Raw genomic sequence first — 22,947 nt, 5'->3', positions numbered from 1 at the left:
CGGTCAGCGCAGCGTGCGCGAGGCCAGTTCCAGCCCGAGCAGCAGCAGGAACCAAAGGAATCCCTGCCGAAACCGCTGTGGGCTGATGCGCTCCCGCAGCCGCTGCCCCAGCCACATGCCGGCCAGCGCCGGCAGCGTGGCCAGGGTGGACCAGCCCATCTGCTGCACAGGCAGGGCGCCGTGCCCGGCCAGCCCGGCGGCCAATGCCAGCGTGGACACGGTGAATGACAGACCGAGCGCCTGCACCAGTTCGTCGCGCTCCAGCCGCAGCGCTTGCAGGTAGGGCACGGCAGGCATCACGAACACGCCCGTGGCGCCGGTGATCGCTCCGGTGGTCAAGCCCACGGCGGGCGACAGCCAGCTTTCGGCACAGCGCGGCACCGACAGCGGCCGTGCCATTAGCGCATAGGCGGCGTAGCCCATCAATGCCAGCCCCAGGGCCAGCCCCGTCCAGCGGGGATCGGCCCGCGCCAGCAGCGCAGACGCAGCCCACGTGCCCAGCACGCTGCCCAGCAGCATGGGCCAGAGGCGGCGCAGCAGCGGGCCTTCCGCAGGCCCGACCGCCAGTTGCCAGAGGTTGGTCACCAGCGACGGAATCACCAGCAGCGCAGCCGCCGCGACGGGCGGCATGGCCGCGCCCAGCAGGCCCATGGCGACCGTGGGCAAACCCATGCCGGTCACGCCCTTGACCAGCCCCGCGGCCACGAAGGTCAGGCACAGCCAGGCGAGGAAACCGGGTGAGGTGTGGAGGTCGGGCATGCCTGCATTGGAGCGTTGGCGGCCCGCCGGCACAATGCGGATTCTTCCGGCGATGCCTTCGGGTGAGCCGAAGGCGCGTTACCGTCCATCCACTCCACTGGCAGCCACCGAATGCGGCTCGATCTCGCGGATCTTCGTCTCTTCCTCAGCGTGGTGGATGCCGGCAGCATCACGCAGGGCGCCGTGCAGGCGAACCTGGCGCTGGCGTCTGCCAGCGAGCGCTTGCGCCACATCGAGGCTGACGCTGGTGTGCCGTTGCTGCAGCGCCGCCCGCGCGGCGTGGTGGCCACGGAAGCCGGCGAGGCGCTTGCCCACCACGCGCGGCTCATCGTGCGCCAGCAGGCACTGCTGCGTGGCGAGTTGCGCGACTTTGCCGCTGGTGCGCGCGGCACGCTGCATCTGTACGCCAATACCGCCGCGCTCACCGAATTCCTGCCGCGCCAGCTGGGCGCCTGGCTGGCCGAGCGCCCGGGCCTGCAGGTGGATCTGAAGGAGCGCACCAGCGCAGACATCGTGCGGTTGATCGGGGCCGGGCTGGCGCAGGCCGGCATTGTGTCGGATGCTGTGGACGCCCCCGGCCTGCAGTTGCAGCCGGTGGCGCGCGACCGGCTGGTGCTGATCGCCCCGCTTGCGCACCCCATCGCGCAGGCCGGACTTTCAGTGCGGTTCGTCGATGTGCTGGGAGAAGCGTTCGTGGGCCTGTCGGCAGGCCATGCGCTGCAGGACCACATTGACGAGCACGCCCGGGCGGCGGGCGCCGTGCTGGCCACACGCATTCGCATGAACACCTTCGATGGACAGTGCGACATGGTGTCGCACGGCGTGGGCGTGGCCATCGTGCCGCAGAGCACGGCCCGGCGACTGCGGCGCGGCCGCCATTACCGCGCTGTGCCTTTGCTGGATGGCTGGGCGCAGCGCCGGTTGTGCCTTTGCTACAGCGACTGGCCCAGCCTGCCGCCCGCCCTGCAGAGCCTGCTGCGGCACCTGGGAGCCACGGTCACACCGGCGTGACGAGCTGGTTCCAGCCGAGCAGGAAGTCGAACGCCGCTGCCGGCGGCAGCGGGTGGCTCAGGTAATAGCCCTGCGCCTGGTCGCAGCCGATCTGCAGCAACTCGTCGAAGACCTCGGCCGTCTCCACGCCTTCAGCCAACATGCGGTAGCCCAGCGTGTGGCCCAACTGCACCATGGCACGTACGACGTCCAGCGCGCGGGCGTCATGGCCGATGGGCCGGATCAGCGACTGGTCCAGCTTCAGTACCTCGGCCTGCAAGCCGTAGAGGCAGCCGAAATTGCAATAGCCGGTGCCGAAGTCATCCAGCGCCACGCGCACGCCCAGCGCGCGCACGGCGCGAATCGCGGCCAGCGTGGGGCCTTCGGTCAGCACCGCGTTCTCAGTGCATTCGATCTCCAGTCGCGATGGCTCCACGCCATGTCGCTTGCAGCAGTCACTCAGCTGCCGCACGAAGTCGGGTTGCTCCAGATTGCGGGGCGACACGTTGATGGCCACGTTCACCCTCAGGCCGTGGTCCTCCCATTCGCGGATCTGCGCGATGGCGGTGTCCATCACCCAATGCGTCACCGACTGGATGTAGGTGGTCTTTTCCAGCAGCGGAATGAATTCGCCCGGCGAGACGGCTCCCAGCAGCGGGTGGTCCCAGCGCAGCAGCGCCTCCACGCTGGTGTATTGCATCGATGCACGATCGAACTGCGGCTGGTAGACCAGCCGGAATTCGTTGGCCTGCAAGGCGCGCGGAACCCGCGACAGCAGGTCGTACGAATGCCGGTGGCGGCCATCGGCTGCGGCGTCGTACACGCTCACGTCGTCCAGCGTGTCCAGGCCGTGAAACAACGCCACGTTCGCGCGTCGCAGCGCATCGCCCGCATCCGTCGGCTCCAGCAGAAACGGCACCAGGCCGACGCGGCGGTGCTGGTGGATCACAACGCGCTTTCCGTCGTCCCGCCCGGAACGCGACTGGTCGAGCGCATGGAGCAACTCGTGCGCGAACGCACGGGCTTCGGTGAGAGAGTGGCCGGTCAGCAACAGCGCCAAATGTCCCATGTCGGTGCGGTACACGCGCGCGGCGCCCGCCAGCCAGCGGGTGATGTGCTTGCCCATCTCGTGGCTCAACGCTTCGATCGCATCCATGCCCACGGCACGTTTCACGTCCATCAGGGCTTCCAGGGGCAGCAGTTCCAGCAACACCAGCACGCGCTCGCCGCCAGGCTCGCTCATGCACAGTCCGGCCAGGTCGGCCAGCAATTGGCTGCGATTGGGCAGCAGCGTGGCCTCGTCCAGCCGGGCGAAGGAACATTGCAGGTCGATCTGTGCCACCACCAGCGCGGCCAGGTCGACCAACTGCCGCTGCTGCGCCTCGTCGAAGCTGCGGGGGCGCGTGTCCAGCACGCACAAACTGCCCAGCGCGTGCCCGTTGCGCAGGCGCAGCGGCGCGCCCGCGTAAAAGCGCAGGTGCGGGGAGCCCAGGACCAGGTTGTTGTTCTTGAAGCGTGGATCGGTGAGCGCATCTTCCACGACCATCACGCCGTGCTCACGGATGGTGTGGTCGCAGAAAGCGTCCTCGCGGCATGTCTCGCGCACGTCCATGCCGACTTCCGACTTGAACCACTGCCGGTCCGCATCCACCAGGCTTACCAGGGCCATGGGTACGTCGAACACATGGCTGGCCAGCCGGGTGATGCGGTCGAATTCTTCAGACGGGGGCGTGTCCAGCAACCCCGTGGCCTGCAGGGTGGCCAGCCGCTCGGGCTCGGAAGTGCTGTGCAACGGCATGGGCTGGAAGAAAAAAGGCAGGGAAACAGACGCGAAACTTTAACCCAGCCACTTCGGCACCGTCTCGCGCCGCACCGGCGACGTTGCAGAGGACAGGGTTTTGTCCCGCGAACGCTGCCGCCGGTGCGGCGGGGCGGCGCCCGGTTTTCCTCCCATAATCGGCCGCTTTGTAACCTTGGGGAACTTCCATGGCCGGTGCCAGCCTTCTGACTTTGCTCGATGACATCGCCACGGTGCTGGACGACGTCGCCTTGATGACCAAGGTGGCTGCGCGCAAGAGCGTGGCCATGGCCGACGACGTGTCGGTGATGACCAAGGTCGCCGCGCAGAAGACGGCGGGTGTGCTGGGGGACGACCTGGCGCTGAATGCGCAGCAGGTGTCCGGCGTGCGCGCAGAGCGCGAGATTCCGGTGGTGTGGGCGGTGGCCAAGGGATCGATGGTGAACAAGGCCATCCTGGTGCCGGCGGCGCTGCTCATCAGCGCCTTTCTGCCCTGGGCGGTGACGCCGCTGCTGATGGTGGGCGGGGCCTTCCTGTGCTACGAGGGGTTCGAGAAGCTGGCGCACAAGTTCTTGCACAGCGACGAGCCTCGCAAGGACGCGGCCCGCGAGGCCCATGCCCTGGCCAACGCCAACCCGGCGGTGGACATGGCCAGTTTTGAAAAGGACAAGATCAAGGGCGCCGTGCGTACCGACTTCATCCTGTCGGCCGAAATCATCGCCATCACGCTGGGTACGGTCAGCCAGGCGCCCTTCACGCAGCAGGTAGCCGTGCTGGTGGGCATCGCGGTATTGATGACCGTGGGCGTCTACGGCCTGGTGGCCGGCATCGTCAAGCTCGACGACCTGGGCCTGTGGCTGAGCAACAAGGCCAGCAGCGTGGCCCGTGCCATCGGGCGCGGCATTGTCGCTATGGCGCCCTGGTTGATGAAGGGGCTGTCGATTGCGGGCACGGCCGCCATGTTCTTGGTGGGCGGCGGCATTCTGGTGCACGGTGTGCCTGCTGTGGCGCACTGGGTCGAGGGGCTGGCTGCTAGCGCGGCCCAGTGGCCGGCGGGCGGGCTGTGGAGCTTTTTGGTCAACAACCTGCTGAATGCCTTGGTGGGTATCGTGGCCGGCGCGATCGTCCTGATGGTAGTGATGCTGGTCAAGCGCCTGCGTGGCTCCAAGCCCGACAAGGCCGCCGCCGCGCACTGAGTGGATGGAAGAGCCGCAACGCTTGCGCTGGGTCAGAGACCGGTCAAAGCGCCGCCACAGAGGCGGGCGCACCTTTGATCTGAGGCAAGGCTGGCACCACGGTAAGTGGGCTCAATACGGCTACGGGGGTCTTCCCCGGTCAACCGCATTGAGTTCCTTATGAAAAAACATTGGCTGGCCCTCGCTGTCCTGAGCGTCATGACTTCCGGCGCGGCTTTCGCTCAACAGGCGGCTTCCGAGGGCTCGTGGATGGTGCGCGCACGCGCAGTGCACCTGGACAGCGTGAACAAGGACTCCACCGGCCTGGGCCTGTCGATCAATGACAAGGCGCTGCCTGAAGCGGACATCACCTACTTCTTCAGCCCCAACATCGCTGCCGAGCTGATCCTGACCGTGCCGCAAAAGCAGAAGATTCGCGCTGACGGCCTGGGCCAGATCGGCACGCTCAGGCATCTGCCACCCGCGCTGCTGGCGCAATACCACTTCACGCAGTTCAACGGCTTCAAGCCCTATCTGGGCGCTGGCATCAACTACACGCGCTTTTCCAGCGTGCGGTTCGACCCGGCGGTGCAAGCCGCCTTGAACCCCACCATCGACAAAGACAGCTGGGGCGGCGCGCTGCAGGTGGGCGTGGATATTCCGCTGGCCAAGAACCTGTACCTGAACTTCGACGTGAAGAAGGTGTTCATCAAGACAGATGTGTTCTCTGCTGGCGCCAAGGTGGGCACGTTCAAGATCAACCCCGTGTTGGCGGGCGTGGGCCTGGGCTGGCGGTTCTGAGGCCCCATTGATCGCTGAGTAGGTCGGTCATAGAACGGCGGGTTCCGCGCACCAGTTTTTTTGTGCGCGCCAGGCTTGATAGATGGTTTGCTATAGAAAATATAGCTATCAGCGCTTATTCAATAAGCGCCAGAGGCCAAAAAGACCATAAATCTATCATTCGGCGCTCGTCACCCCGAACATTCCGCTGCCGCCGCCATGCCCGCGCATGCGCCGCCACAGCGCGGGCAGGGCGGCCGCAATGTCGGGCCGCTGCCACTGCTGGGTCACGGCACCACCGCCAGCGGCCACTGCATCGGCGGGCCCCAGGTCGAAGTGGAAGGTGTATGACGGCTCTTGCCCCATGCGCAGGTCGGTCACGAAGATGTGGCCCCGCGTATCTTGCTGCAGGCGCCAGAAGCCGCGGCTGAAGTGCGCTATGCGCTGCACCTGCGGGTGCTGGCCGTAGCGCGCGATCAGGTCGGCACCGCGAGGGTGTTCCGTCCACTGCATCGGCTTCTTGCCGTCCGCCAGGGCATAGAAGCCTTCCAGGTATTGCGTGGGCGTGACGGCCACCACGCGCCACAGCACGGTGTTGAAAGGCGTGGGCGTGACCAGCACGCGCTCTGCCTGCACGCCGCGCTGAGCCAGCGCCTGGCGCGCCACCTGCGCCACGTACTGCTGCGCCGCGAAGCTCCAGCCCAGGTAGAGGGTGGTGAACGCCAGCGCCACGCCGTTCCACCGCAGCCCACGCCCGCCGCGAAGCAGCAGGGCCAGCAACACGCCCGCAAGCAGCGGCACCGTGTAGACCGGGTCGATGATGAAGATGCTGCCCACGCCCAGCGGCGTGTCGTCGAACGGCCGCAGCAGCTGCGTGCCGTACACGGTCATCCAGTCCAGCAGCGGGTGGGTGATGAGCGCCAGCCACAGGGCGAGCCACCAGCGGCGCCACTGGTGCGATTGCCCATGCACGCGCGCGGCCAGCCAGCCCAGCGGCAGCGACAGCAGGGTCAGATAGAAGAGGGCGTGGCTTTCCGCCCGGTGCAGCACCATGTTGGCGATGGCGTCGCCCTGGTCGATGAAGGTGTCCAGGTCGGGCAAGGTGCCGGCGGCGGCGCCCCACAGGGCGGCCTTCCACACTGCGGTGCGGCGACCCAGCGCGGCGATGGAGACGGCGGAGCCGAGGGCGAGTTGAGTGAGTGAATCCATGCGCTGAAATTAGCAGAGATGGGCAAAGGATTGACCTTGCCAGGGGTGATCGAGCCCGGAAGCGGGCAAGTCCTACAGCCGATGCGGGTCAGCTCTGCAATCCTGTCACATCGGCATGACCCAATCATCTATGCCGCTGCGGATGCCTTTTCCGCCACCGTACATTTCGTATTCACAGCTCCCCCGAACGCCATGCACTACCCATTGCATCTCGACATCATCCAGGGGCTGTCGCGCCACCCCGCCAGCATTTCACCCAAGTATTTCTACGACCAGCGCGGCTCCGAGCTGTTCGAAGAGATCACCCGTGTGCCGGAGTACTACCCCACGCGCACCGAAAACGCCTTGATGCAGGCGCATGGCGAAGACATCGCACGTGCGGTCAAGCCCTGCACCACGGTGATCGAGCCGGGCGCCGGCAGCTGCGAAAAGGCCCGCACGCTGTGTCGGCTGCTGCAGCCCGAGCGCTTCGTGGGCGTGGACATTTCCGCTGACTTTCTCCGTGATGGCGTGGCGCGCCTGGGCGCGGCCGTGACCGGCCTGCGCACGCATGCGGTGGCGGGCGACATCACCCAGGGCATCACACTGCCGCCAGACATTCCGCGCGCTGGCCGGCTGGTGTTCTACCCAGGCTCGTCCATCGGCAACTTCGACCCGCCGCAAGCGCATGAGCTGCTGAGTCACATGCGCGCCCTGGTGAACGCTGACGGCGCCCTGTTGATTGGCGTCGATCTGCGCAAGAGCGTGGATGTGCTGGAGGCCGCGTACGACGACGCTGCTGGCGTGACGGCGGCTTTCAACCTGAACGTGCTCGCCCATGTGAACCGTCTCATAGGCAGTGACTTCGCGCCGGGCGACTGGCAGCACCAGGCATTCTTCAACGACGCCCAGTCGCGCATCGAGATGCACCTGCAAGCGCGCAGCAAAGCCTGTGTGCGCTGGCCCGGCGGCCAGCGCCAGTTCGCGGTGGGTGAGCGCATTCATACCGAAAACAGCTACAAGTACACGCTGCCCGCGTTCTCGGCATTGCTGGCGGGCGCTGGTTTTTCTCGCGCACAGGCGTGGACGGACGACCAGGGCTGGTACGCCGTGGTGCATGCCCGCCCCTGAGCGACACGACAAGGCCCAATATGACCATGACCCGACCCATTCCGTCCCAAGACATCAGCGCCTTCTCTGCCGCAGACGGGGCTACCTTGCTACACCACTACGAAGACGTGCGCCAGGCCACGGCGGCACTGGCCATGCCGCTGACCGATGAAGACTGCTGCGCGCAGTCCATGCCCGATGCCAGCCCGGTGAAATGGCATCTGGCGCACACCACCTGGTTCTTCGAAACCTTCGTGCTCGAGTCGTATGAGCCAGGCTTCGCACCGTTCCATCCGTCATTTCGCGTGCTGTTCAATTCGTACTACAACGGGCTGGGCGCGCAGCACCCGCGCGCCCAGCGCGGCCTGCTGACACGGCCGGCGCTGCCGCAGGTGCTGGCCTACCGCATGAACGTGGATGGCCGAATCGCGCGCCTGTTGCGCGATCGCGCAGACGACGCGGCATTGACCAAACTGATCGAGCTGGGCCTGCAGCATGAGCAACAGCACCAGGAATTGATCCTCACCGACCTGAAGCACCTGCTGTCATGCAACCCGCTGTGGCCGGCTTATGAAGAGCGGGCCCGCGCTACGGCGGCTTCAGGCGCTTCGCTGCACCCCGCAGCATTGCCGCTGGCGTGGCGCAGCTTTCAAGGCGGTTTGGTGGATATTGGCCACGGCGGCCAAGGCTTCGCGTTCGACAACGAGGTTCCGCGCCATCGCGTGTACCTGGCACCGTACCAACTGGCCTCGCGCCTGGTCACCAACGGCGAATATCTCGCTTTCATGGAAGACGGCGGTTACCGGGAGTCTGCGCACTGGCTGGCCGAAGGCTGGGACTGGCGCAAATCGCAACAGCTGGAGCACCCGATGTACTGGCGGCGGGTGGCAGGTCGTGCCGACGGCAGCGCGCCATTGCAGGGCGCTGCGGCCTGGGAAGAGTTCACCCTTGCCGGCGCCTGCCCGCTCGCGCCGCATCGGCCGGCGGTGCACCTGTCGTACTACGAAGCCGATGCGTATGCCCGCTGGGCCGGTGCGCGGCTACCGACCGAGGCCGAATGGGAGGCAGCCGCAGCCGGTGCAGACAGCTCGGTCGGCCACTTTGCCGACAGCGGCGAATGGCACCCGCGCGCCGCACGCAGCACGCCCGCGGAAGGCGACACGCCTTTAGCGCAACTCTTCGGCGATGCCTGGCAATGGACGCAGTCGAGCTACTCCGCCTATCCCGGCTTTCGGATTGCCGACGGCGCGGTTGGTGAGTACAACGGCAAGTTCATGGTGAATCAGTACGTGCTGCGCGGCGGCTCCTGCGTAACGCCGGCCGGCCATGTGCGGGCCAGCTATCGCAATTTCTTTCCGGCCAGCGCGCGCTGGCAGGTCAGCGGCATTCGCCTGGCGCGCGACGCCTGACGCGGCAGACGCCTCAGGGCGCCATCTTGAACGTCTGCTTCAACTGCAGGCGAACCGCCTTGCCATCGCGCTTCGGCGGATCGAACCGCCAGCGGCGCACTGCATCCAGCACAGGTTTGTTCAACGACTCGTCGGTGCCGGGCAGCACTTTGGCGTCGCCCACATGTCCGCTGGGCAGTACCTCGAAAGCCACCACCACATTGCCCTTGATCCCCATGGTGATCAGGTACGAGGGATAGCGCGGCTCGGGCGATTCGAGCAGCTTGAGCGGGGCGTCCAGCGGCGGGCTGATCTGCTGCTGCAGCACCAGCAGGTCCTGGCTCTTGCGGTAGGCAATGAAGTCTTCTTCCGTCTTGTCGGAGCCGGCGGGGCCGGTGCCGCAGGCCGCCAGCAGCACACTGGCTGCAAGCGTCGCGGCCAGCGTGAGGGAGCGGCGGGCGAGGGGAGCGCGGTGATGGGTCATGGCCCCGAGTATCGCGCGAGCGGCCCTGCCACGCCGCAGGCTCACACCGCGTCCAGCGCCTGGGCCAGGTCGGCCAGCAGATCGTCGATGTGCTCGATGCCCACCGACAGGCGCACCATGCCTTCGCTCACGCCCGCGTTGGCCAGCTCGGCCGCGTTCAGCTGGCGGTGCGTGGTGGACGCCGGGTGCGTGGCCAGCGATTTCGCGTCGCCGATGTTGACCAGCCGCGTGAAGAGCTGTAGCGCGTCGAGAAAGCGTGCGCCCGCCGCCCGGGGATCGATGCCGTCCGGGGTCTTCAAGCTGAACGACAGAATGCCCGAGGCGCGCCCGCCGAGTTGCCGCTGCACCAGGGCATGGTCAGGATGGTCGGGCAGGGCGGCGTAGCGCACCCATTCGACCTTGGGGTGCGTTTGCAACTGCCTGGCCACCGCCAGCGCGTTGTCGCAGATGCGGTCCATGCGCAGCGCCAGCGTTTCGATGCCTTGCAGAATCAGGAAGGCGTTCTGCGGTGCCAGCGCGGCGCCGGTATTGCGCAGCGGCACAACGCGGGCGCGGCCGATGAAGGCCGCCTCGCCCAGCGCTTCTGTGTAGACCACGCCGTGGTAGCTCACGTCGGGCTCGTTCAGGCGGGGAAAGCGCGCCCTGTGCTCCGCCCAGGGGAACTTGCCGCTGTCCACGATGGCGCCGCCCACGCTGTTGCCGTGCCCGCCCAGGTACTTGGTGAGCGAATGCACGACGATGTCCGCACCATGCTCGATGGGCCGCAGCAGGTAGGGGCTGGGCACGGTGTTGTCGACGATCAGCGGCACGCCGTGCGCGTGGGCAATGTCGGCCAGCGCGCGGATGTCGGTCACGTTGCCCAGCGGGTTGCCGATGGATTCGATGAAGATGGCCTTCGTCCGCTCGTCGATCAACCGCGCAAAACTGGCCGGGTCGCGCGCATCGGCGAAGCGGGTGGTGATGCCTTGCTGCGGCAGCGTGTGGGCGAACAGGTTGTAGGTGCCGCCGTAGAGCGTGCCGGCCGAGACAATGTTGTCGCCCGCCTCGGCGATGGTCTGGATGGCATAGGTGATGGCCGCCATGCCCGAGGCCACTGCCAGCGCGGCGATGCCGCCTTCCAGCGCCGCGACGCGCTTTTCCAGCACGTCGTTGGTCGGATTCATGATGCGGCTGTAGATGTTGCCCTGCACCTTCAGGTCGAACAAATCCGCGCCGTGCTGGGCGCTATCGAAGGCGTAGGCCACCGTCTGGTAGATGGGCACCGCCACGGCCTTGGTCGTGGGGTCTGGCGTGTAGCCGGCGTGGACGGCAAGCGTTTCGATCTTCATGCAGTGTGTCTCCCGATGGGGTGTGTGAAAGGGCGCCTGCGCGCCGCTTGGGGGCGGGCCGGGCGCGGCCATTTTGGCACCGGGGTTGCGTGCGCGGATCGAATCTTTGGCGATGAGCTTATGCGTGGGCCGTGTTGCTTGCAGTCGCAACAGGGTTTATGGAAAAGAGGGCTGCAGCGCCTGTTCTATCAGCGCTAGTAGCTACTTTTATGATAGCGAATGGAGCGCAGGCCGCGTGCGGTAGAACTGTAGCGGTTGGCGCTGCGGCCCGTGTGGGTATGGGTGATGTAGCACTGGCCCGAGTACGCCACGCACAGCGCCTTGCAAGAAGAACTCGATGGTAGTGCGCGCAGGGTCGGTGGCAGCGCGCAAGGCGGCGATCTCCTGCAGGTCCAGCTCGCGCCCGATCACGATCTGCGACAGCCCGTCGTCCTGCAGGAGGCGCATTTTCTCGGGCGTGCGGATGTCGGTCTGCGTGGACGCATGCAGCTGGATGGGCGGCAGATCCAGCAGCTGCTGCGCCGCGCACGGTGGGCTTGGATCCGTTGCGCAAATGGGTTCGCAATGTGGGGCGCGGTTGCACCAGATTGACGCGTCTTTGCCCCTGGTTTGCCCGTTCTTGGTGCGGTCCTGGTTAGCATAGGCAGGCTTGCAGCAACCGGCTGCGGCAACTTTTATCCAAGTCAGCCACGGAGACCGAATGTTTGTTTTGCCCCCCGCTTCCCGCGTGCGTTTGCCCCTGCAACTGACGGCCCTGGCCTGCGCCCTTGCAGCGGCGGCCACCGCGTCTGCCCAGGACGTGCAGGCCGTCAAGATCGGCCACGTCGGCCCCCTGTCAGGCGGCATCGCCCACATCGGCAAGGACACCGAGAACGGCGTGCGCATGGCGCTCGCCGATTTGAACGCGCAGAACCTGGTCATCGGCGGCAAGAAGATCAAGTTCGAGCTGGCCGCCGAAGACGACGCGGGCGACCCGCGCCAAGCCACCGCTGTGGCGCAGAAGCTGTGCGACTTGAAGGTCGCTGGCGTGGTGGGCCATCTGCAGTCGGGCACGTCGATTCCCGCGTCCACCATCTATGAAAAGTGCGATCTACCGCACATCACCGCGTCGGCCACCAACCCAGACCTGACCAAGCCCGGCTACAAGACCGCCTTTCGCCTGATCGCCAACGACAGCGCGCTGGGCGCGGCGCTGGCCATCTACGCGGCCGACCACCTGAAGCTCAAGACCGTGGCCATCATCGACGACCGCACGGCCTACGGCCAGGGCGTGGCTCAAGTCTTCAAGGCCACCGCGCAGCAAAAGGGCCTGACCGTGGTGGGCGAAGAATTCACCAACGACCGTGCCACCGACTTCATGGCCATCCTGACCTCGCTCAAGAGCAAGAAGCCCGACGGCATCTTCTACGGCGGGCTGGACGCGCAGGCCGGCCCCATGTTGCGCCAGATCGAGCAACTGGGCCTGGGGCAAGTGAAGTTCTTCGGCGGCGACGCGCTGTGCACCGAAAAGCTGCCCGAGCTGGCGAGCAAGTCCGCCACGCTGAAGAACGTGACCTGCGCCACCGGCGGTGCGTCGGTCACCAAGATGCAGGGCGGAGCCGAGTGGAAGAAGCGCTACGACGCGCAGTTCCCTGGCCAGTTCCAGATCTACAGCCCCTACGCCTACGACGCGGCCATGGTGCTGGTCGACGCCATGAAGCGCGCTGACTCGGTGGACCCGCGCAAGTACACGCCCTTCATCGCCAAGACGCAGTACAAGGGCGTGACGGCCAACGTGGCATTCACCCCCAAGGGCGAGCTGACCCAGCCTGCCGTGACGCTGTACCACTACCCCACCAACGCCCGCGTTGCGCTGAACTGATCTGCGTTTCTTGCCTTGCGCAACGGCCGCCGCGAGCGGCCGTTGTGCTGTGCGGCGCGCTACAGTGGCCCCCGCATGTTTTTCCAGGGGCAAAGCGATGTTCAGAGCGTTCGGGTTGGTCGGGTTGGTGGTGGCGCTGGCCATCGTGGCGGTGCTGGCCAAGCGCCAGATGGCAGCTCCGCAATTGGCTGTGCCGGCGCTGCCCACCGTCACAGGTTCGCCGCAATCTCCGGCCAGCGCGCCGACTGGCTCGGTGCGCGACCAGAGCCAGCAGATCCAGCAGCAGGTGCGCCAGCAGATGGACACGCTGATGCAGCAGCCGCGCCCCATGCCCGAAGATGAATCCAAGTAAAAAAATGCCTCCAGCGCTTGTCTAATAAGCGCAAGTAGCTATCAAAAGATGAGTGATTCAACCCTTCATGCCACCTCGGAGGATGACGCTGTCTGGATGCGCCTGGCGCTGGCCGAAGCCCGTGCCGCCGCCGACGCGGGCGAGGTGCCGGTGGGCGCCGTCGTCGTGCGCGCGGGTGAAGTGATCGCCACCGGCCGCAACGCGCCCATCGCCGGCCATGACCCCACGGCGCATGCCGAGATCGCGGCCCTGCGCGCGGCGGCCGAGCGGCTGGGCAACTACCGGCTCGACGGCTGCACGCTCTACGTCACGCTGGAGCCCTGCGCCATGTGCAGCGGCGCCATGCTGCACGCGCGCCTGCCGCGCGTGGTGTTTGGCGCGGCCGATGCGAAGACGGGCGCGGCCGGCTCGGTGGTCAACTTGTTTGCCCAGCCGAAGCTCAATCACCAGACCGGTTTGCAAGGCGGTGTACTGGCTGCTGAATGCGGCGCGCTGCTGAGCGATTTCTTCCAGCGCCGCCGCCAGCAGCAGCGCGCGCAGGCCCAGGCCGCTCACCCCCTGCGCGACGACGCACTGAGGACGCCCGAACGCCACTTTGCCGATCTGCCCGGCTACCCCTGGGCGCCGCATTACGTGAGCGACCTGCCCGCGCTGGACGGCCTGCGCCTGCACTACCTTGATGAGGGCCCGCAGGGCGCTGCCCGCACCTGGCTGTGCCTGCATGCCAGCCCGGCGTGGAGCTACGCGTGGCGGCGCATGCTGCCTGTGTTTTTGGCGGCGGGTGATCGTGTGGTCGCGCCCGACCTCATCGGCTTTGGCAAGAGCGACAAGCCCAAGAAGGAGGCCGTGCACACGTGGGAATGGCATCGGCAGGTGCTGATCGAATTCGCAGAGCGGCTCGACCTGCGCAACGCCGTGCTGGTGGTGCCCGAAGAAAACGACGGTTTGGCGGCCGCGTTGCCCGTGGCGTTGCCAGGGCGCTTCGCCGGCCTGCTGGCTTGCACGGCATCGCAGGCCGGTGAAGAGGGCGATGTGGACGCTTGCTGGGCCGCACCGTTCCCTGACGCGGGGCATCGCGCCGCGCCACGGGCCTTCGCGCGTTGGGCGCGGGCTGTGCAAGCGGGCTTGCCGGTCGCTACCCGGGCCGACCCGGCGCTGAATGGCGAAGCCCTGGCCGCACTCGCTGTGGAATACTTCCGCCCTTGACGCCACGCCCGCAGCCATGCGAAGGCGCTGCGCAACGTTCATTCTTTCGGAGCAGGCCGCGCACGGCCTGAATGCCTTGTCCTCAGATCACGACCATTCCCACCACGGCGACCATTGCGGCCATCACCACGGCCCGCTGCACATCTACGTTTACTCGCCCTCGGGCGCGGTGCGCGACAAGGCCGGCTTCAAGCGCGGCGTGGCGCGGCTCAAAAGCATGGGCCATGAGGTCGAAATCGACACTGACGCGCTGGCCAGCCACACGCGTTTTGCCGGCGACGACGCCACACGTCTGGCCGCCATCCACCGCGCAGCCGCCAGCGGTGCTGACGTGGCGCTGATCTCGCGCGGCGGCTACGGCCTCTCGCGCATCCTGCCAGGCATTCGCTACAAGGCCGTGGCCAAGGCGGTGGGCGGTGGCACGCGGTTCGTGGGCCTGAGCGACTTCACCGCTTTCCAATCCGCGCTGCTGGCGAAGACTGGCGCCACCACCTGGGCCGGCCCGGCGCTGGTCGGCGACCTGGGTTGCGAAGGCGAGCCCGACGACATCATGCTGGCCTGCCTGGACGACCTGTTCACCGGCCACGGCGAAGGCACCGGCTGGCGCATGAACGCCGAAAAGCCTAAGGCCGACGGCAAGCCCGCGGTGCGTGACATCTACGTGAAGAACGCCACGCTCTGGGGCGGCAACTTGGCCGTGCTGGCGTCGCTGGTGGGCACGCCCTACCTCCCCGACGTGCGCGGCGGCATCCTGTTTTTGGAAGACGTGAACGAGCACCCGTACCGCATCGAGCGGATGCTGACCCAGCTGCTGCACGCCGGCGTGCTGGCCCGCCAGAAGGCCGTCGTGCTGGGGCAGTTCTCCGACTACCAGCTCACCCCGCACGACAAGGGCTTCAAGCTGCAGAGCGTGGTCGACTGGCTGCGCACGCAGATCAAGGCCCCCGTGCTGACCAACCTGCCGTTCGGCCATGTGCCCACCAAGGTGCTGCTGCCCGTTGGCGCGCCGGTGTCGCTGTCGGTGGAAGGGCGCGATGCCTTGATCTACTGGGGCCATACGCACTAAGGCACTAAGGCACTAAGGCCCACGCTAAGAATTTCCCCCTGCATCGTAGTGCCAGCCAATGAGACCCGTCCGCCCTGAGAAACCCGTTCACCCTGAGCCTGTCGAAGGGTGTTCGCAACCGCGTGCCCTGGCTTCGACAGGCTCAGCCCGAACGGACTTTTCTTCACTGACGGACATCGCCCTGCCGGGCATTTGAAGGGAAGGGCGACCCATGGGATGGATTCGGCGAGGCGCGGTCGCCCTGGTGGCCCTGGCGCTGCTGGCAGGCGCCGCAGCCGCCGTCTACGTGCTGCGCAGCTTTTCCGCGCTCGACGGGCGTTTGCAAGCGGCAGGCCTCACGCAGCCCGTGAAGGTGCGGCGCGACGAGGCAGACGTCACCCACATCGAAGCGGCCACGCCCTTCGATGCCTGGTTTGCCATGGGCTACGTGCATGCGCAGGAGCGCACCTGGCAGCTTGAATTCAACCGGCGCCTGATGCATGGCGAGCTCTCGGAGCTCTTCGGCCCGGCGGCGCTGGACACCGACCGGCTGATGCGCACGCTGGACATCGCCGGCGCAGCGCGCCGCCAGTACGCCGGCCTGCCGCCCTTCGCGCGCGAGGCGCTGCAGGCCTACAGCCGGGGCATCGCCTCGTTCCACCAGCACCGGCCGCAGGCGCTGCCGCCAGAATTTTTGCTGTTGGGCGCGCAACCCGGCGGCGCCAGCGGCACGCCCTGGTCGCCCGAGGACAGCGTGGGCTGGGCGCTGATGATGGCGCTGGACTTGAGCGGCAACTGGGGCAGCGAATTCGCACGCCTGTCGCTGGCGCGCACGCTGCCCACCGACCGGCTCTGGCAGCTGATGCCGCCGTATCCCGGCGAGGCGCCCGCGACGAGTGTGGACCTGGCGGCGCTGTACGAGCGGCTGGGCGTGTATCGCGCGCAGGGCGACAAGGTGTCAGCAGCCGAAGCCACCGCCGTGCCGTCAGTCCCATGGGCGCATGAGCTTTTCGCTCAAGCGGGCGACCCGGGCGGGCGGGGCAGCAACAACTGGGTGGTCGCGGGCAGCCGTACCGTGAGCGGCAAGCCGCTGCTGGCCAACGACCCGCACCTGGGCCTGGGCGCGCCGGCGCTCTGGTACTTCGCGCGGCTGAAGGCGCCAGCAGGCGTGGCGTCCGACGGCAGCGCCGTCGCCGCCATGGACGTGATCGGCGCCACCTTGCCCGGCTTGCCCTTCGTAGTGCTGGGGCGCACGGCGCAGGCGGCCTGGGGCTTCACCAACACCGCGCCCGACGTGCAGGATCTGTATCTGGAGCAGATCGACCCGGCGGACGCGAAGCGCTACCGCACGCCCGACGGCTGGGCGCCGTTCACGCAGCGCGAGCACACCATTCGCGTCAAGGGCCAGCCCGACGTGCGCCATACCGTGCGCGCCACGCGCCACGGCCCGGTGCTGAGCGACGCGCAGCCAGCGTTGCACGGCGGCGTGATCGAGCTGAACCGCCACGTGCTGGCGCTGCGCTGGAGCGCGCTGGACGCCGACAACCAGACCGTGCTGGCCGGCCTGCTGGCCAACCAGGCGCAGTCGGTGGATGAATTGTTCGCCGCGTTCGCGCACTACCACTCGCCCATGCAGAGCGTGGTGGCGGCCGACGTGCACGGCCACATCGCTTTCAAGGCCATGGGCCGCGTGCCGCTGCGCGGCGAGGGCAACGACATGCGCGGCGTGGCGCCCGCGCCCGGCTGGGACGCGCGCTACGACTGGCAGGGCTGGCTGCCGCTGGAGGGCGCCCCGCAGGACGACGGCGCCGCACGCGGCTGGCTGGCCACGGCCAACCAGCGCATCACGGCGCAGGGTTACGCGCACTTCATCACCGCCGACTGGGCGCTGCCCTATCGCTATGACCGCATCGCCGAACGGCTGGAGGTCACGCCGCGCCACGACGTGGCCAGCCTGCGCGCGCTGCAGCAGGACACGGTCTCGCTGGCCGCGCTGCGGCTGCTGCCGCATCTGGCCGCCGCGCCTTCCACCCACGCGTTGGCGGGCCGCGCGCAGGCCGAACTGCAGGGCTGGGACGGCGACATGCGAACCGACCGCGCGGCGCCGCTGATCTTTGCCCTGTGGACGGATGAGCTGGCGCGCGGCCTGCTGCTGCCGCGCATGGGCGCCGATCGATTCGCCGCACTCTACGGCCGGCGCGACTTTCGTGCCGCCATCGAAGGCATTCTGGAGCGCGGCGACGCCTGGTGGTGCCAGCCGTTGACCTGCCCGCAGCAGGCCGGCGCTGCGCTGCACCGGGCGCTGGATCGGCTGGCTGCCCAATACGGCGCCGACCCCGCCCGCTGGCGCTGGGGCGCGGCGCACCCGGCGCTCAGCGTGCACCGCCCGTTCAGCAACGTGCCGCTGCTGGCGCGCTGGTTCGACGTGCGCGTGCCCTCGCCGGGCGACGCCTACACCGTCAATGTCGGCCAGTACAACCCGGCCGAAAAGACCGAGCCCTTCGCCAGCCGCCACGCCGCATCGCTGCGCGCGGTGTACGACCTGGGTGACCCGGAACAGTCGCTGTTCATCTACCAGACGGGGCAGAGCGGGCTGGTGTTCTCGCCGCGCTACCGCGATATGGCCGAGGCCTGGGCGCAGGGCGGCCTGCGGCGGCTGCAGCTGGCGCCAGAGCGCTTCAGGCACCGGCTGGTGCTGGAGCCTTGAGGGCGGCTTGAATATGAGTCAAATTGGCCTGTAGCGCTTATCCATCAAGCGCTGGTAGCTATCAAAATAATAGTAAATCGCTGGTGGCTGAATCTCAGCGCTTTTTGCCGCCGAAGATGCTACCCAGCACGCCGCGCAAAATTTCCTTGCCCAGCGACGTGCCCATGGTGCGCACGGCCGACTTGGCCATGGTCTGCACCAAGCCGTCGCGCTTGCCGCCGCGCGGGCCGGTGGAGCCGAACAGCACGTCGTTCAGCCCGCCCATCATTCCTGCGTCGCCCGACGCCGGGGCGCCGGCTGCGCTGCCACCGCGTTGCGCGCTAGCGGCATTGCTGGCGTTGTCTGCCGCCGTATCGGCGCGCCCGCGCAGCTTCTCGTAGGCCGATTCGCGGTCCACGGTCTTTTCATACACACCGGCCACCAGCGACTGGGCCAGCAGCGCCTGGCGTTGCTGCGGCGTGATCGGGCCGATCTGGCTGCCCGGCGGCAGCACGTAGACGCGCTCGGTGATGCTGGGGCGGCCCTTGGCGTCCAGAAAGCTCACCAGCGCCTCGCCCACGGCCAGCTCGGTGATGGCGGCTTCGATGTCCAGCCCCGGCTTGGGGCGCATGGTGGTGGCCGTGGCCTTGACGGCCTTCTGGTCGCGCGGGGTGAAGGCGCGCAGCGCGTGCTGCACGCGGTTGCCCAGTTGGGCCAGCACGCTGTCGGGAATGTCCAGCGGGTTCTGCGTGACGAAGTACACGCCCACGCCCTTGGAGCGCACCAGCCGCACCACCAGCTCGATGCGTTCGACCAGCACCTTGGGCGCCTCGTTGAACAGCAAATGCGCCTCGTCGAAGAAGAAGACGAGCTTGGGCTGGTCGGGGTCGCCGATCTCGGGCAGGGTCTCGAACAGCTCGGACAGCATCCACAGCAGGAAGGTCGCGTAAAGGCGCGGCGCGTTCATCAGCTTATCGGCTGCCAGGATGTTGATGACGCCCTTGCCGTCCACCGTCTGCATCAGGTCGTTGATGTCGAGCATCGGCTCGCCGAAGAACCGGTCGCCGCCCTGCGTTTCGATCTGCAGCAGGCCGCGCTGGATGGCGCCCACGCTGGCGGCGCTGATGTTGCCGTATTCGGTGGTGAACTGCTTCGCGTTGTCACCCACGTAGGTGAGCATGGCCCGCAGATCCTTCAGGTCGAGCAACAGCAAACCATTGTCATCGGCGATCTTGAAGACCAGATTCAGCACGCCCAGCTGTGTCTCGTTCAGCGCCAGCATGCGGCCCAGCAGCAGCGGGCCCATGTCGGACACGGTGGCGCGCACCGGGTGGCCTTGCTCGCCGAACACGTCCCACACCGTGGTGGGGCAGGCCGCGGGCTCGGGCAGCGCAATGCCCCTTTCGGCCAGCGTGGCCGCGAGTTTGTCGCCGATGCGGCCGGATTGGCTGATGCCGGTCAGGTCGCCCTTCACGTCGGCCATGAACACCGGCACGCCGATGCGCGAGAAGCCCTCGGCCAGCGTCTGAAGCGTCACCGTTTTGCCCGTGCCGGTGGCGCCGGTGATGAGCCCGTGCCGGTTGGCCAGGCCGGGCAGAAGTTGGCATTCGGTGGTGCCCGAGCGGGCGATCAAAAGAGGTTCGGCCATGATGGGTGGGCAGTCAAAAGTAAAATCGCAATCAGTAGATTAAATCAATACCAGTAGCACAAGGACACCCGTGGCAGGACACAGTAAATGGGCGAACATCCAGCACCGCAAGGGGCGGCAGGATGAGAAGCGCGGAAAGATCTGGACGCGGATCATCCGCGAGATCACGGTGGCGGCGCGTGCCGGCGGCGGCGATGTGTCGGCCAACCCGCGCCTGCGCCTGGCGATCGACAAGGCCAAGGCCGCCAACATGCCGGCCGACCGCATCAAATACAACATCGACAAGGCCACCGGCAATGCCGAGGGCGTGAGCTATGAAGAAATCCGCTACGAGGGCTACGGCATCGGCGGCGCGGCCATCATCATCGACACGATGACCGACAACCGCGTGCGCACCGTGGCGGAAGTACGACACGCTTTCAGCAAGCATGGCGGCAACATGGGCACCGAAGGCTCGGTGGCGTTTCAATTCAAGCATTGCGGTCAGCTCATCTTCGCCCCCGGCACCGATGAAGACCGCGTGATGGAGCTGGCGCTGGAGGCCGGCGCCGAAGACGTGGTCACCGGCGAAGATGGTGCCATCGAGGTCTTGACCGCGTATGCCGACTTTGAAACGGTGAAGAACGCGCTGGAAGCGGCCGGGTTGGTGCCTGAATTGGCCGAAGTCACGATGCGTGCTGAAAACACCATCGAGCTGGAAGGCGACGACGCTGCACGGATGCAGAAACTGCTCGACGTCCTGGAAGACCTGGACGACGCGCAAGAGGTCTATCACAACGCAGCATTATGAAAATTCTCGTGATTGGTGGCGGCGGCCGGGAACACGCAATGGCCTGGAAGATCAGCCAGTCGCCCAAGGTGACGAAGGTGTACGTGGCGCCCGGCAACGGCGGCACGGCGCTCGACTCCCAACTGGAAAACGTGGACATCACCGATGTGCGTGCGCTGCGCGAGTGGGCGCAGGCACAGAAGATCACCCTGGCCGTAGTCGGCCCCGAGGCGCCCCTGGCCGCTGGCGTGGTGGATGAATTCCGCGCACACGGCCTGCGCATCTTCGGCCCCACGAAGGCCGCTGCACAGCTGGAAAGCTCCAAGGCTTTTTCCAAGGCCTTCATGAAGCGCCACGGCATTCCCACGGCGGAATACGAGGCCTTCACCGACCCGGTGGCCGCGCATGCCTATGTAGACCGCCTGGGCGCGCCCATCGTCGTCAAGGCCGACGGCCTGGCGGCCGGCAAGGGCGTGGTGGTGGCCACCACGCTGCAGGAGGCGCATGACGCGGTGGAGTTCATGCTGGTCGACAACAAGTACGGCGTGAGCCACAACGAAGGCGAGAACGGGAAGGCCGAGCCGCGCGTCGTCATCGAAGAGTTCCTGGAAGGCGAAGAAGCGTCGTTCATCGTGCTGTGCGACGGCAAGAACGTGGCCGCGCTGGCCACCAGCCAGGACCACAAGCGCCTGAAAGACGGCGACGAAGGCCCCAACACCGGCGGCATGGGCGCGTATTCGCCGGCGCCCGTGGTCACGGCCGACGTGCACGCCCGTGCCATGCGCGAGATCATCCTGCCCACCATTCGCGGCATGGAAAAAGACGGCATTCCGTACACCGGCTTTCTGTACGCCGGCCTCATGATCGACGCCGCCGGCCACCCAAAGACGCTGGAATTCAACTGCCGCATGGGCGACCCGGAAACGCAGCCCATCCTGATGCGCTTGAAGAGCGACCTGGTGGACGTGCTGGGCGCAGCGGTGGACGGCAAGCTCGACCAGCTAGAGATGCAGTGGGACCGCCGCCCCGCGCTGGGCGTGGTGATGGCAGCCCATGGCTACCCGGAGAACCCGCGCAAGGGCGACGCCATCGCCGGCCTGCCGGCAGATACCGACGATGCCATGGTGTTCCATGCCGGTACCGCGCTGGATGAAGCCGGCGTGCCGCGTACCGCCGGCGGCCGCGTGCTGTGCGTGACGGCCCTGGCCGACAGCGTGAAGTTGGCGCAGCAGCGCGTGTACGACGTGGCGCGCGGCATTCACTTCGAAGGCGCGCAGTACCGCCGCGACATCGGCCACCGCGCCATCAAGAGCTGATGCTGCAGACCGCTGCCGAGGCGTCGCTGCCGATCCATTCCGGGGCGGTGGCTGCTCGGGTGCGCGATTACCTGGTCGGCCTGCAGGCCCGCATCACCGGCGCTCTCGAAGACGTCGAAGGCCCGGGAGAGCAGGGCGGGGCGCGCTTTCGCTCAGATGCCTGGACCAAGGCGCCGGGCGAGCCGCTGCAGGGCGACGGCATCACCTGCATCCTGGAAGGCGGTCGCGTGTTCGAGCGGGCCGGCTGTGGCTTCTCGCACGTGCGCGGACCGCGCCTGCCACCCTCGGCCACGGCCCACCGGCCCGAGCTGACCGGCGCGCCGTTCGAGGCCATGGGCGTGTCGCTGGTGTTCCACCCGCGCAACCCTTATGTGCCCACCGTGCACATGAACGTACGCATGATCGCGGCCGGCCACCCGGGTGCCACGCCGGTCTGTTGGTTCGGCGGCGGCATGGACTTGACGCCCATCTACGGCTTTGACGAAGACGCGGTGCACTTTCACCGCAGCTGCCAGGCCGCACTAGCGGCTTTCGGCGACGACAAATACCCGCGCTTCAAGCAGTGGTGCGACGAGTATTTCTTCTTGAAGCACCGCAACGAGCAGCGCGGCGTGGGCGGCATCTTCTTTGACGACTTTTCAGAGCCCGGCTTCGAGCAGAGCCTGGCCATGATGCAGTCGGTGGGCGACGCCTTTCTGGGCGCCTACCTGCCCATCGTGCAGCGGCGCCAGAGTCTGCCCTACGGCGAGCGCGAACGCGCTTTCCAGCTCTACCGGCGGGGGCGCTACGTTGAGTTCAATCTGGTGTGGGACCGGGGTACGCACTTCGGCCTGCAGTCGGGCGGGCGCACCGAATCCATCCTGCTGTCGATGCCGCCCCTGGCCGCCTGGGCCTACCAGCGCGAGGACGCTGCGGGCTCGCCCGAGGCCGAATTGACGGCGCGGTTTTTGCAGCGGCGCGACTGGCTCTGAGACGCTTTTCAACCAGTCTCCCAGCCAATTTGAGCCGATCAACTATAATTTTGATAGCTATCTGCGCTTGACGCCATTGCGCAAGACGCCCAA

19 protein-coding genes and 1 pseudogene are annotated in these 22,947 nt (G+C 67.2%); 13 read left to right on the top strand and 7 right to left on the bottom strand.

What is annotated here, in order from left to right; genetic code table 11:
• Positions 1-3: 3 nt before the first annotated feature.
• Entirely contained in the window at positions 4-759 is a 756-nt protein-coding gene (locus RQI28_RS03440) for a sulfite exporter TauE/SafE family protein (protein ID WP_311221175.1), read from the bottom strand.
• A gap of 111 nt (positions 760-870) precedes the next feature.
• Here RQI28_RS03440 and RQI28_RS03435 point away from each other — a divergent pair, with 111 nt between their 5' ends.
• Positions 871-1,770: a LysR family transcriptional regulator gene (locus RQI28_RS03435; protein ID WP_311221174.1), complete on the top strand. Its 900-nt coding sequence runs from the start codon at positions 871-873 to the stop codon at positions 1,768-1,770.
• On the opposite strand, the gene RQI28_RS03430 is transcribed toward RQI28_RS03435, so the two are convergent.
• Complete coding sequence (locus RQI28_RS03430; RefSeq protein ID WP_311221173.1) at positions 1,757-3,547, bottom strand: EAL domain-containing protein; 1,791 nt, start codon at positions 3,545-3,547, stop codon at positions 1,757-1,759. The two genes, RQI28_RS03435 and RQI28_RS03430, sit on opposite strands and share 14 nt — an antisense overlap.
• A 188-nt stretch (positions 3,548-3,735) precedes the next feature.
• On the opposite strand from RQI28_RS03430, the gene RQI28_RS03425 reads away from it, so the two are divergent.
• Both RQI28_RS03425 and RQI28_RS03420 read left to right on the top strand, forming a co-directional pair.
• Positions 3,736-4,743 carry a DUF808 domain-containing protein gene (locus RQI28_RS03425; RefSeq protein WP_311221172.1) on the top strand — a complete coding sequence of 336 codons (1,008 nt, stop codon included), beginning with the start codon at positions 3,736-3,738 and terminating at the stop codon, positions 4,741-4,743.
• A gap of 159 nt (positions 4,744-4,902) precedes the next feature.
• Positions 4,903-5,523, top strand: coding sequence for an OmpW family outer membrane protein (locus tag RQI28_RS03420; RefSeq protein WP_311221171.1), 621 nt, complete (start codon positions 4,903-4,905; stop codon positions 5,521-5,523).
• A gap of 156 nt (positions 5,524-5,679) precedes the next feature.
• Here the strand turns inward: RQI28_RS03420 and RQI28_RS03415 are convergent, their stop codons facing one another.
• Entirely contained in the window at positions 5,680-6,711 is a 1,032-nt protein-coding gene (locus RQI28_RS03415) for a metal-dependent hydrolase (RefSeq protein WP_311221170.1), read from the bottom strand.
• A 192-nt stretch (positions 6,712-6,903) separates the two neighbouring features.
• On the opposite strand from RQI28_RS03415, the gene egtD reads away from it, so the two are divergent.
• A complete protein-coding gene (egtD, locus tag RQI28_RS03410; protein WP_311221169.1) occupies positions 6,904-7,821 on the top strand; it encodes an L-histidine N(alpha)-methyltransferase in 918 nt (305 codons plus the stop codon).
• Between the two features lie 26 nt (positions 7,822-7,847).
• Positions 7,848-9,209 (top strand): ergothioneine biosynthesis protein EgtB, encoded by a 1,362-nt coding sequence (gene egtB / locus RQI28_RS03405; RefSeq protein ID WP_311221168.1) that lies wholly within the window; start codon positions 7,848-7,850, stop codon positions 9,207-9,209.
• A 13-nt stretch (positions 9,210-9,222) separates the two neighbouring features.
• On the opposite strand, the gene RQI28_RS03400 is transcribed toward egtB, so the two are convergent.
• The 3 genes and pseudogenes from RQI28_RS03400 to RQI28_RS03390 form a co-directional block, all read right to left on the bottom strand.
• Positions 9,223-9,672 carry an energy transducer TonB gene (locus RQI28_RS03400; protein WP_311221167.1) on the bottom strand — a complete coding sequence of 150 codons (450 nt, stop codon included), beginning with the start codon at positions 9,670-9,672 and terminating at the stop codon, positions 9,223-9,225.
• 41 nt (positions 9,673-9,713) lie between these two features.
• Positions 9,714-11,000 carry an aminotransferase class I/II-fold pyridoxal phosphate-dependent enzyme gene (locus RQI28_RS03395; protein ID WP_311221166.1) on the bottom strand — a complete coding sequence of 429 codons (1,287 nt, stop codon included), beginning with the start codon at positions 10,998-11,000 and terminating at the stop codon, positions 9,714-9,716.
• A gap of 251 nt (positions 11,001-11,251) precedes the next feature.
• Positions 11,252-11,510: pseudogene (locus RQI28_RS03390) on the bottom strand (U32 family peptidase); the annotation flags it as partial.
• 190 nt (positions 11,511-11,700) lie between these two features.
• Here RQI28_RS03390 and RQI28_RS03385 point away from each other — a divergent pair.
• From RQI28_RS03385 to RQI28_RS03365, 5 genes are all read left to right on the top strand, one after another.
• Entirely contained in the window at positions 11,701-12,861 is a 1,161-nt protein-coding gene (locus RQI28_RS03385; protein WP_311221165.1) for a branched-chain amino acid ABC transporter substrate-binding protein, read from the top strand.
• Between the two features lie 97 nt (positions 12,862-12,958).
• Entirely contained in the window at positions 12,959-13,213 is a 255-nt protein-coding gene (locus RQI28_RS03380) for a hypothetical protein (RefSeq protein WP_311221164.1), read from the top strand.
• Between the two features lie 48 nt (positions 13,214-13,261).
• Complete coding sequence (gene tadA, locus RQI28_RS03375; protein ID WP_311221163.1) at positions 13,262-14,419, top strand: tRNA adenosine(34) deaminase TadA; 1,158 nt, start codon at positions 13,262-13,264, stop codon at positions 14,417-14,419.
• 76 nt (positions 14,420-14,495) lie between these two features.
• Positions 14,496-15,485: an LD-carboxypeptidase gene (locus RQI28_RS03370; RefSeq protein WP_311221162.1), complete on the top strand. Its 990-nt coding sequence runs from the start codon at positions 14,496-14,498 to the stop codon at positions 15,483-15,485.
• Between the two features lie 211 nt (positions 15,486-15,696).
• Positions 15,697-18,171 (top strand): penicillin acylase family protein, encoded by a 2,475-nt coding sequence (locus RQI28_RS03365; protein ID WP_311221161.1) that lies wholly within the window; start codon positions 15,697-15,699, stop codon positions 18,169-18,171.
• 94 nt (positions 18,172-18,265) lie between these two features.
• Here RQI28_RS03365 and RQI28_RS03360 read toward each other — a convergent pair whose 3' ends face one another.
• On the bottom strand, positions 18,266-19,798 hold the full coding sequence (locus RQI28_RS03360; RefSeq protein WP_311221160.1) for a helicase HerA-like domain-containing protein: 1,533 nt from the start codon (positions 19,796-19,798) through the stop codon (positions 18,266-18,268).
• A 70-nt stretch (positions 19,799-19,868) separates the two neighbouring features.
• Here RQI28_RS03360 and RQI28_RS03355 point away from each other — a divergent pair, with 70 nt between their 5' ends.
• The 3 genes from RQI28_RS03355 to hemF are packed head-to-tail and all read left to right on the top strand — an operon-like array spanning position 19,869 to position 22,854.
• Positions 19,869-20,588 carry a YebC/PmpR family DNA-binding transcriptional regulator gene (locus tag RQI28_RS03355; protein ID WP_311221159.1) on the top strand — a complete coding sequence of 240 codons (720 nt, stop codon included), beginning with the start codon at positions 19,869-19,871 and terminating at the stop codon, positions 20,586-20,588.
• On the top strand, positions 20,585-21,883 hold the full coding sequence (gene purD / locus RQI28_RS03350) for a phosphoribosylamine--glycine ligase (RefSeq protein ID WP_311221158.1): 1,299 nt from the start codon (positions 20,585-20,587) through the stop codon (positions 21,881-21,883). Before RQI28_RS03355 ends, purD begins: the two co-directional genes overlap by 4 nt.
• On the top strand, positions 21,883-22,854 hold the full coding sequence (hemF, locus tag RQI28_RS03345) for an oxygen-dependent coproporphyrinogen oxidase (RefSeq protein ID WP_311221157.1): 972 nt from the start codon (positions 21,883-21,885) through the stop codon (positions 22,852-22,854). The genes purD and hemF overlap by 1 nt, the downstream gene beginning before the upstream one ends.
• The last annotated feature ends 93 nt before the right edge of the window (positions 22,855-22,947 follow it).

The sequence above is a fragment of the Acidovorax sp. WCS2018Noco2-16 genome (assembly GCF_031843945.1).
GTDB lineage: Bacteria > Pseudomonadota > Gammaproteobacteria > Burkholderiales > Burkholderiaceae_C > Paracidovorax.
This window is presented reverse-complemented; position numbering and strand designations above follow the sequence as displayed.

Excerpts from the sequence above, each read along its gene's own strand:
- RQI28_RS03440 (WP_311221175.1), bottom strand. The coding sequence starts at position 759 with ATGCCCGACCTCCACACCTCACCCGGTTTCCTCGCCTGGCTGTGCCTG.
- RQI28_RS03435 (WP_311221174.1), top strand. The coding sequence starts at position 871 with ATGCGGCTCGATCTCGCGGATCTTCGTCTCTTCCTCAGCGTGGTGGAT.
- RQI28_RS03430 (WP_311221173.1), bottom strand. The coding sequence starts at position 3,547 with ATGCCGTTGCACAGCACTTCCGAGCCCGAGCGGCTGGCCACCCTGCAG.
- RQI28_RS03425 (WP_311221172.1), top strand. The coding sequence starts at position 3,736 with ATGGCCGGTGCCAGCCTTCTGACTTTGCTCGATGACATCGCCACGGTG.
- RQI28_RS03420 (WP_311221171.1), top strand. The coding sequence starts at position 4,903 with ATGAAAAAACATTGGCTGGCCCTCGCTGTCCTGAGCGTCATGACTTCC.
- RQI28_RS03415 (WP_311221170.1), bottom strand. The coding sequence starts at position 6,711 with ATGGATTCACTCACTCAACTCGCCCTCGGCTCCGCCGTCTCCATCGCC.
- egtD (WP_311221169.1), top strand. The coding sequence starts at position 6,904 with ATGCACTACCCATTGCATCTCGACATCATCCAGGGGCTGTCGCGCCAC.
- egtB (WP_311221168.1), top strand. The coding sequence starts at position 7,848 with ATGACCCGACCCATTCCGTCCCAAGACATCAGCGCCTTCTCTGCCGCA.
- RQI28_RS03400 (WP_311221167.1), bottom strand. The coding sequence starts at position 9,672 with ATGACCCATCACCGCGCTCCCCTCGCCCGCCGCTCCCTCACGCTGGCC.
- RQI28_RS03395 (WP_311221166.1), bottom strand. The coding sequence starts at position 11,000 with ATGAAGATCGAAACGCTTGCCGTCCACGCCGGCTACACGCCAGACCCC.
- RQI28_RS03385 (WP_311221165.1), top strand. The coding sequence starts at position 11,701 with ATGTTTGTTTTGCCCCCCGCTTCCCGCGTGCGTTTGCCCCTGCAACTG.
- RQI28_RS03380 (WP_311221164.1), top strand. The coding sequence starts at position 12,959 with ATGTTCAGAGCGTTCGGGTTGGTCGGGTTGGTGGTGGCGCTGGCCATC.
- tadA (WP_311221163.1), top strand. The coding sequence starts at position 13,262 with ATGAGTGATTCAACCCTTCATGCCACCTCGGAGGATGACGCTGTCTGG.
- RQI28_RS03365 (WP_311221161.1), top strand. The coding sequence starts at position 15,697 with ATGGGATGGATTCGGCGAGGCGCGGTCGCCCTGGTGGCCCTGGCGCTG.
- RQI28_RS03360 (WP_311221160.1), bottom strand. The coding sequence starts at position 19,798 with ATGGCCGAACCTCTTTTGATCGCCCGCTCGGGCACCACCGAATGCCAA.
- purD (WP_311221158.1), top strand. The coding sequence starts at position 20,585 with ATGAAAATTCTCGTGATTGGTGGCGGCGGCCGGGAACACGCAATGGCC.
- hemF (WP_311221157.1), top strand. The coding sequence starts at position 21,883 with ATGCTGCAGACCGCTGCCGAGGCGTCGCTGCCGATCCATTCCGGGGCG.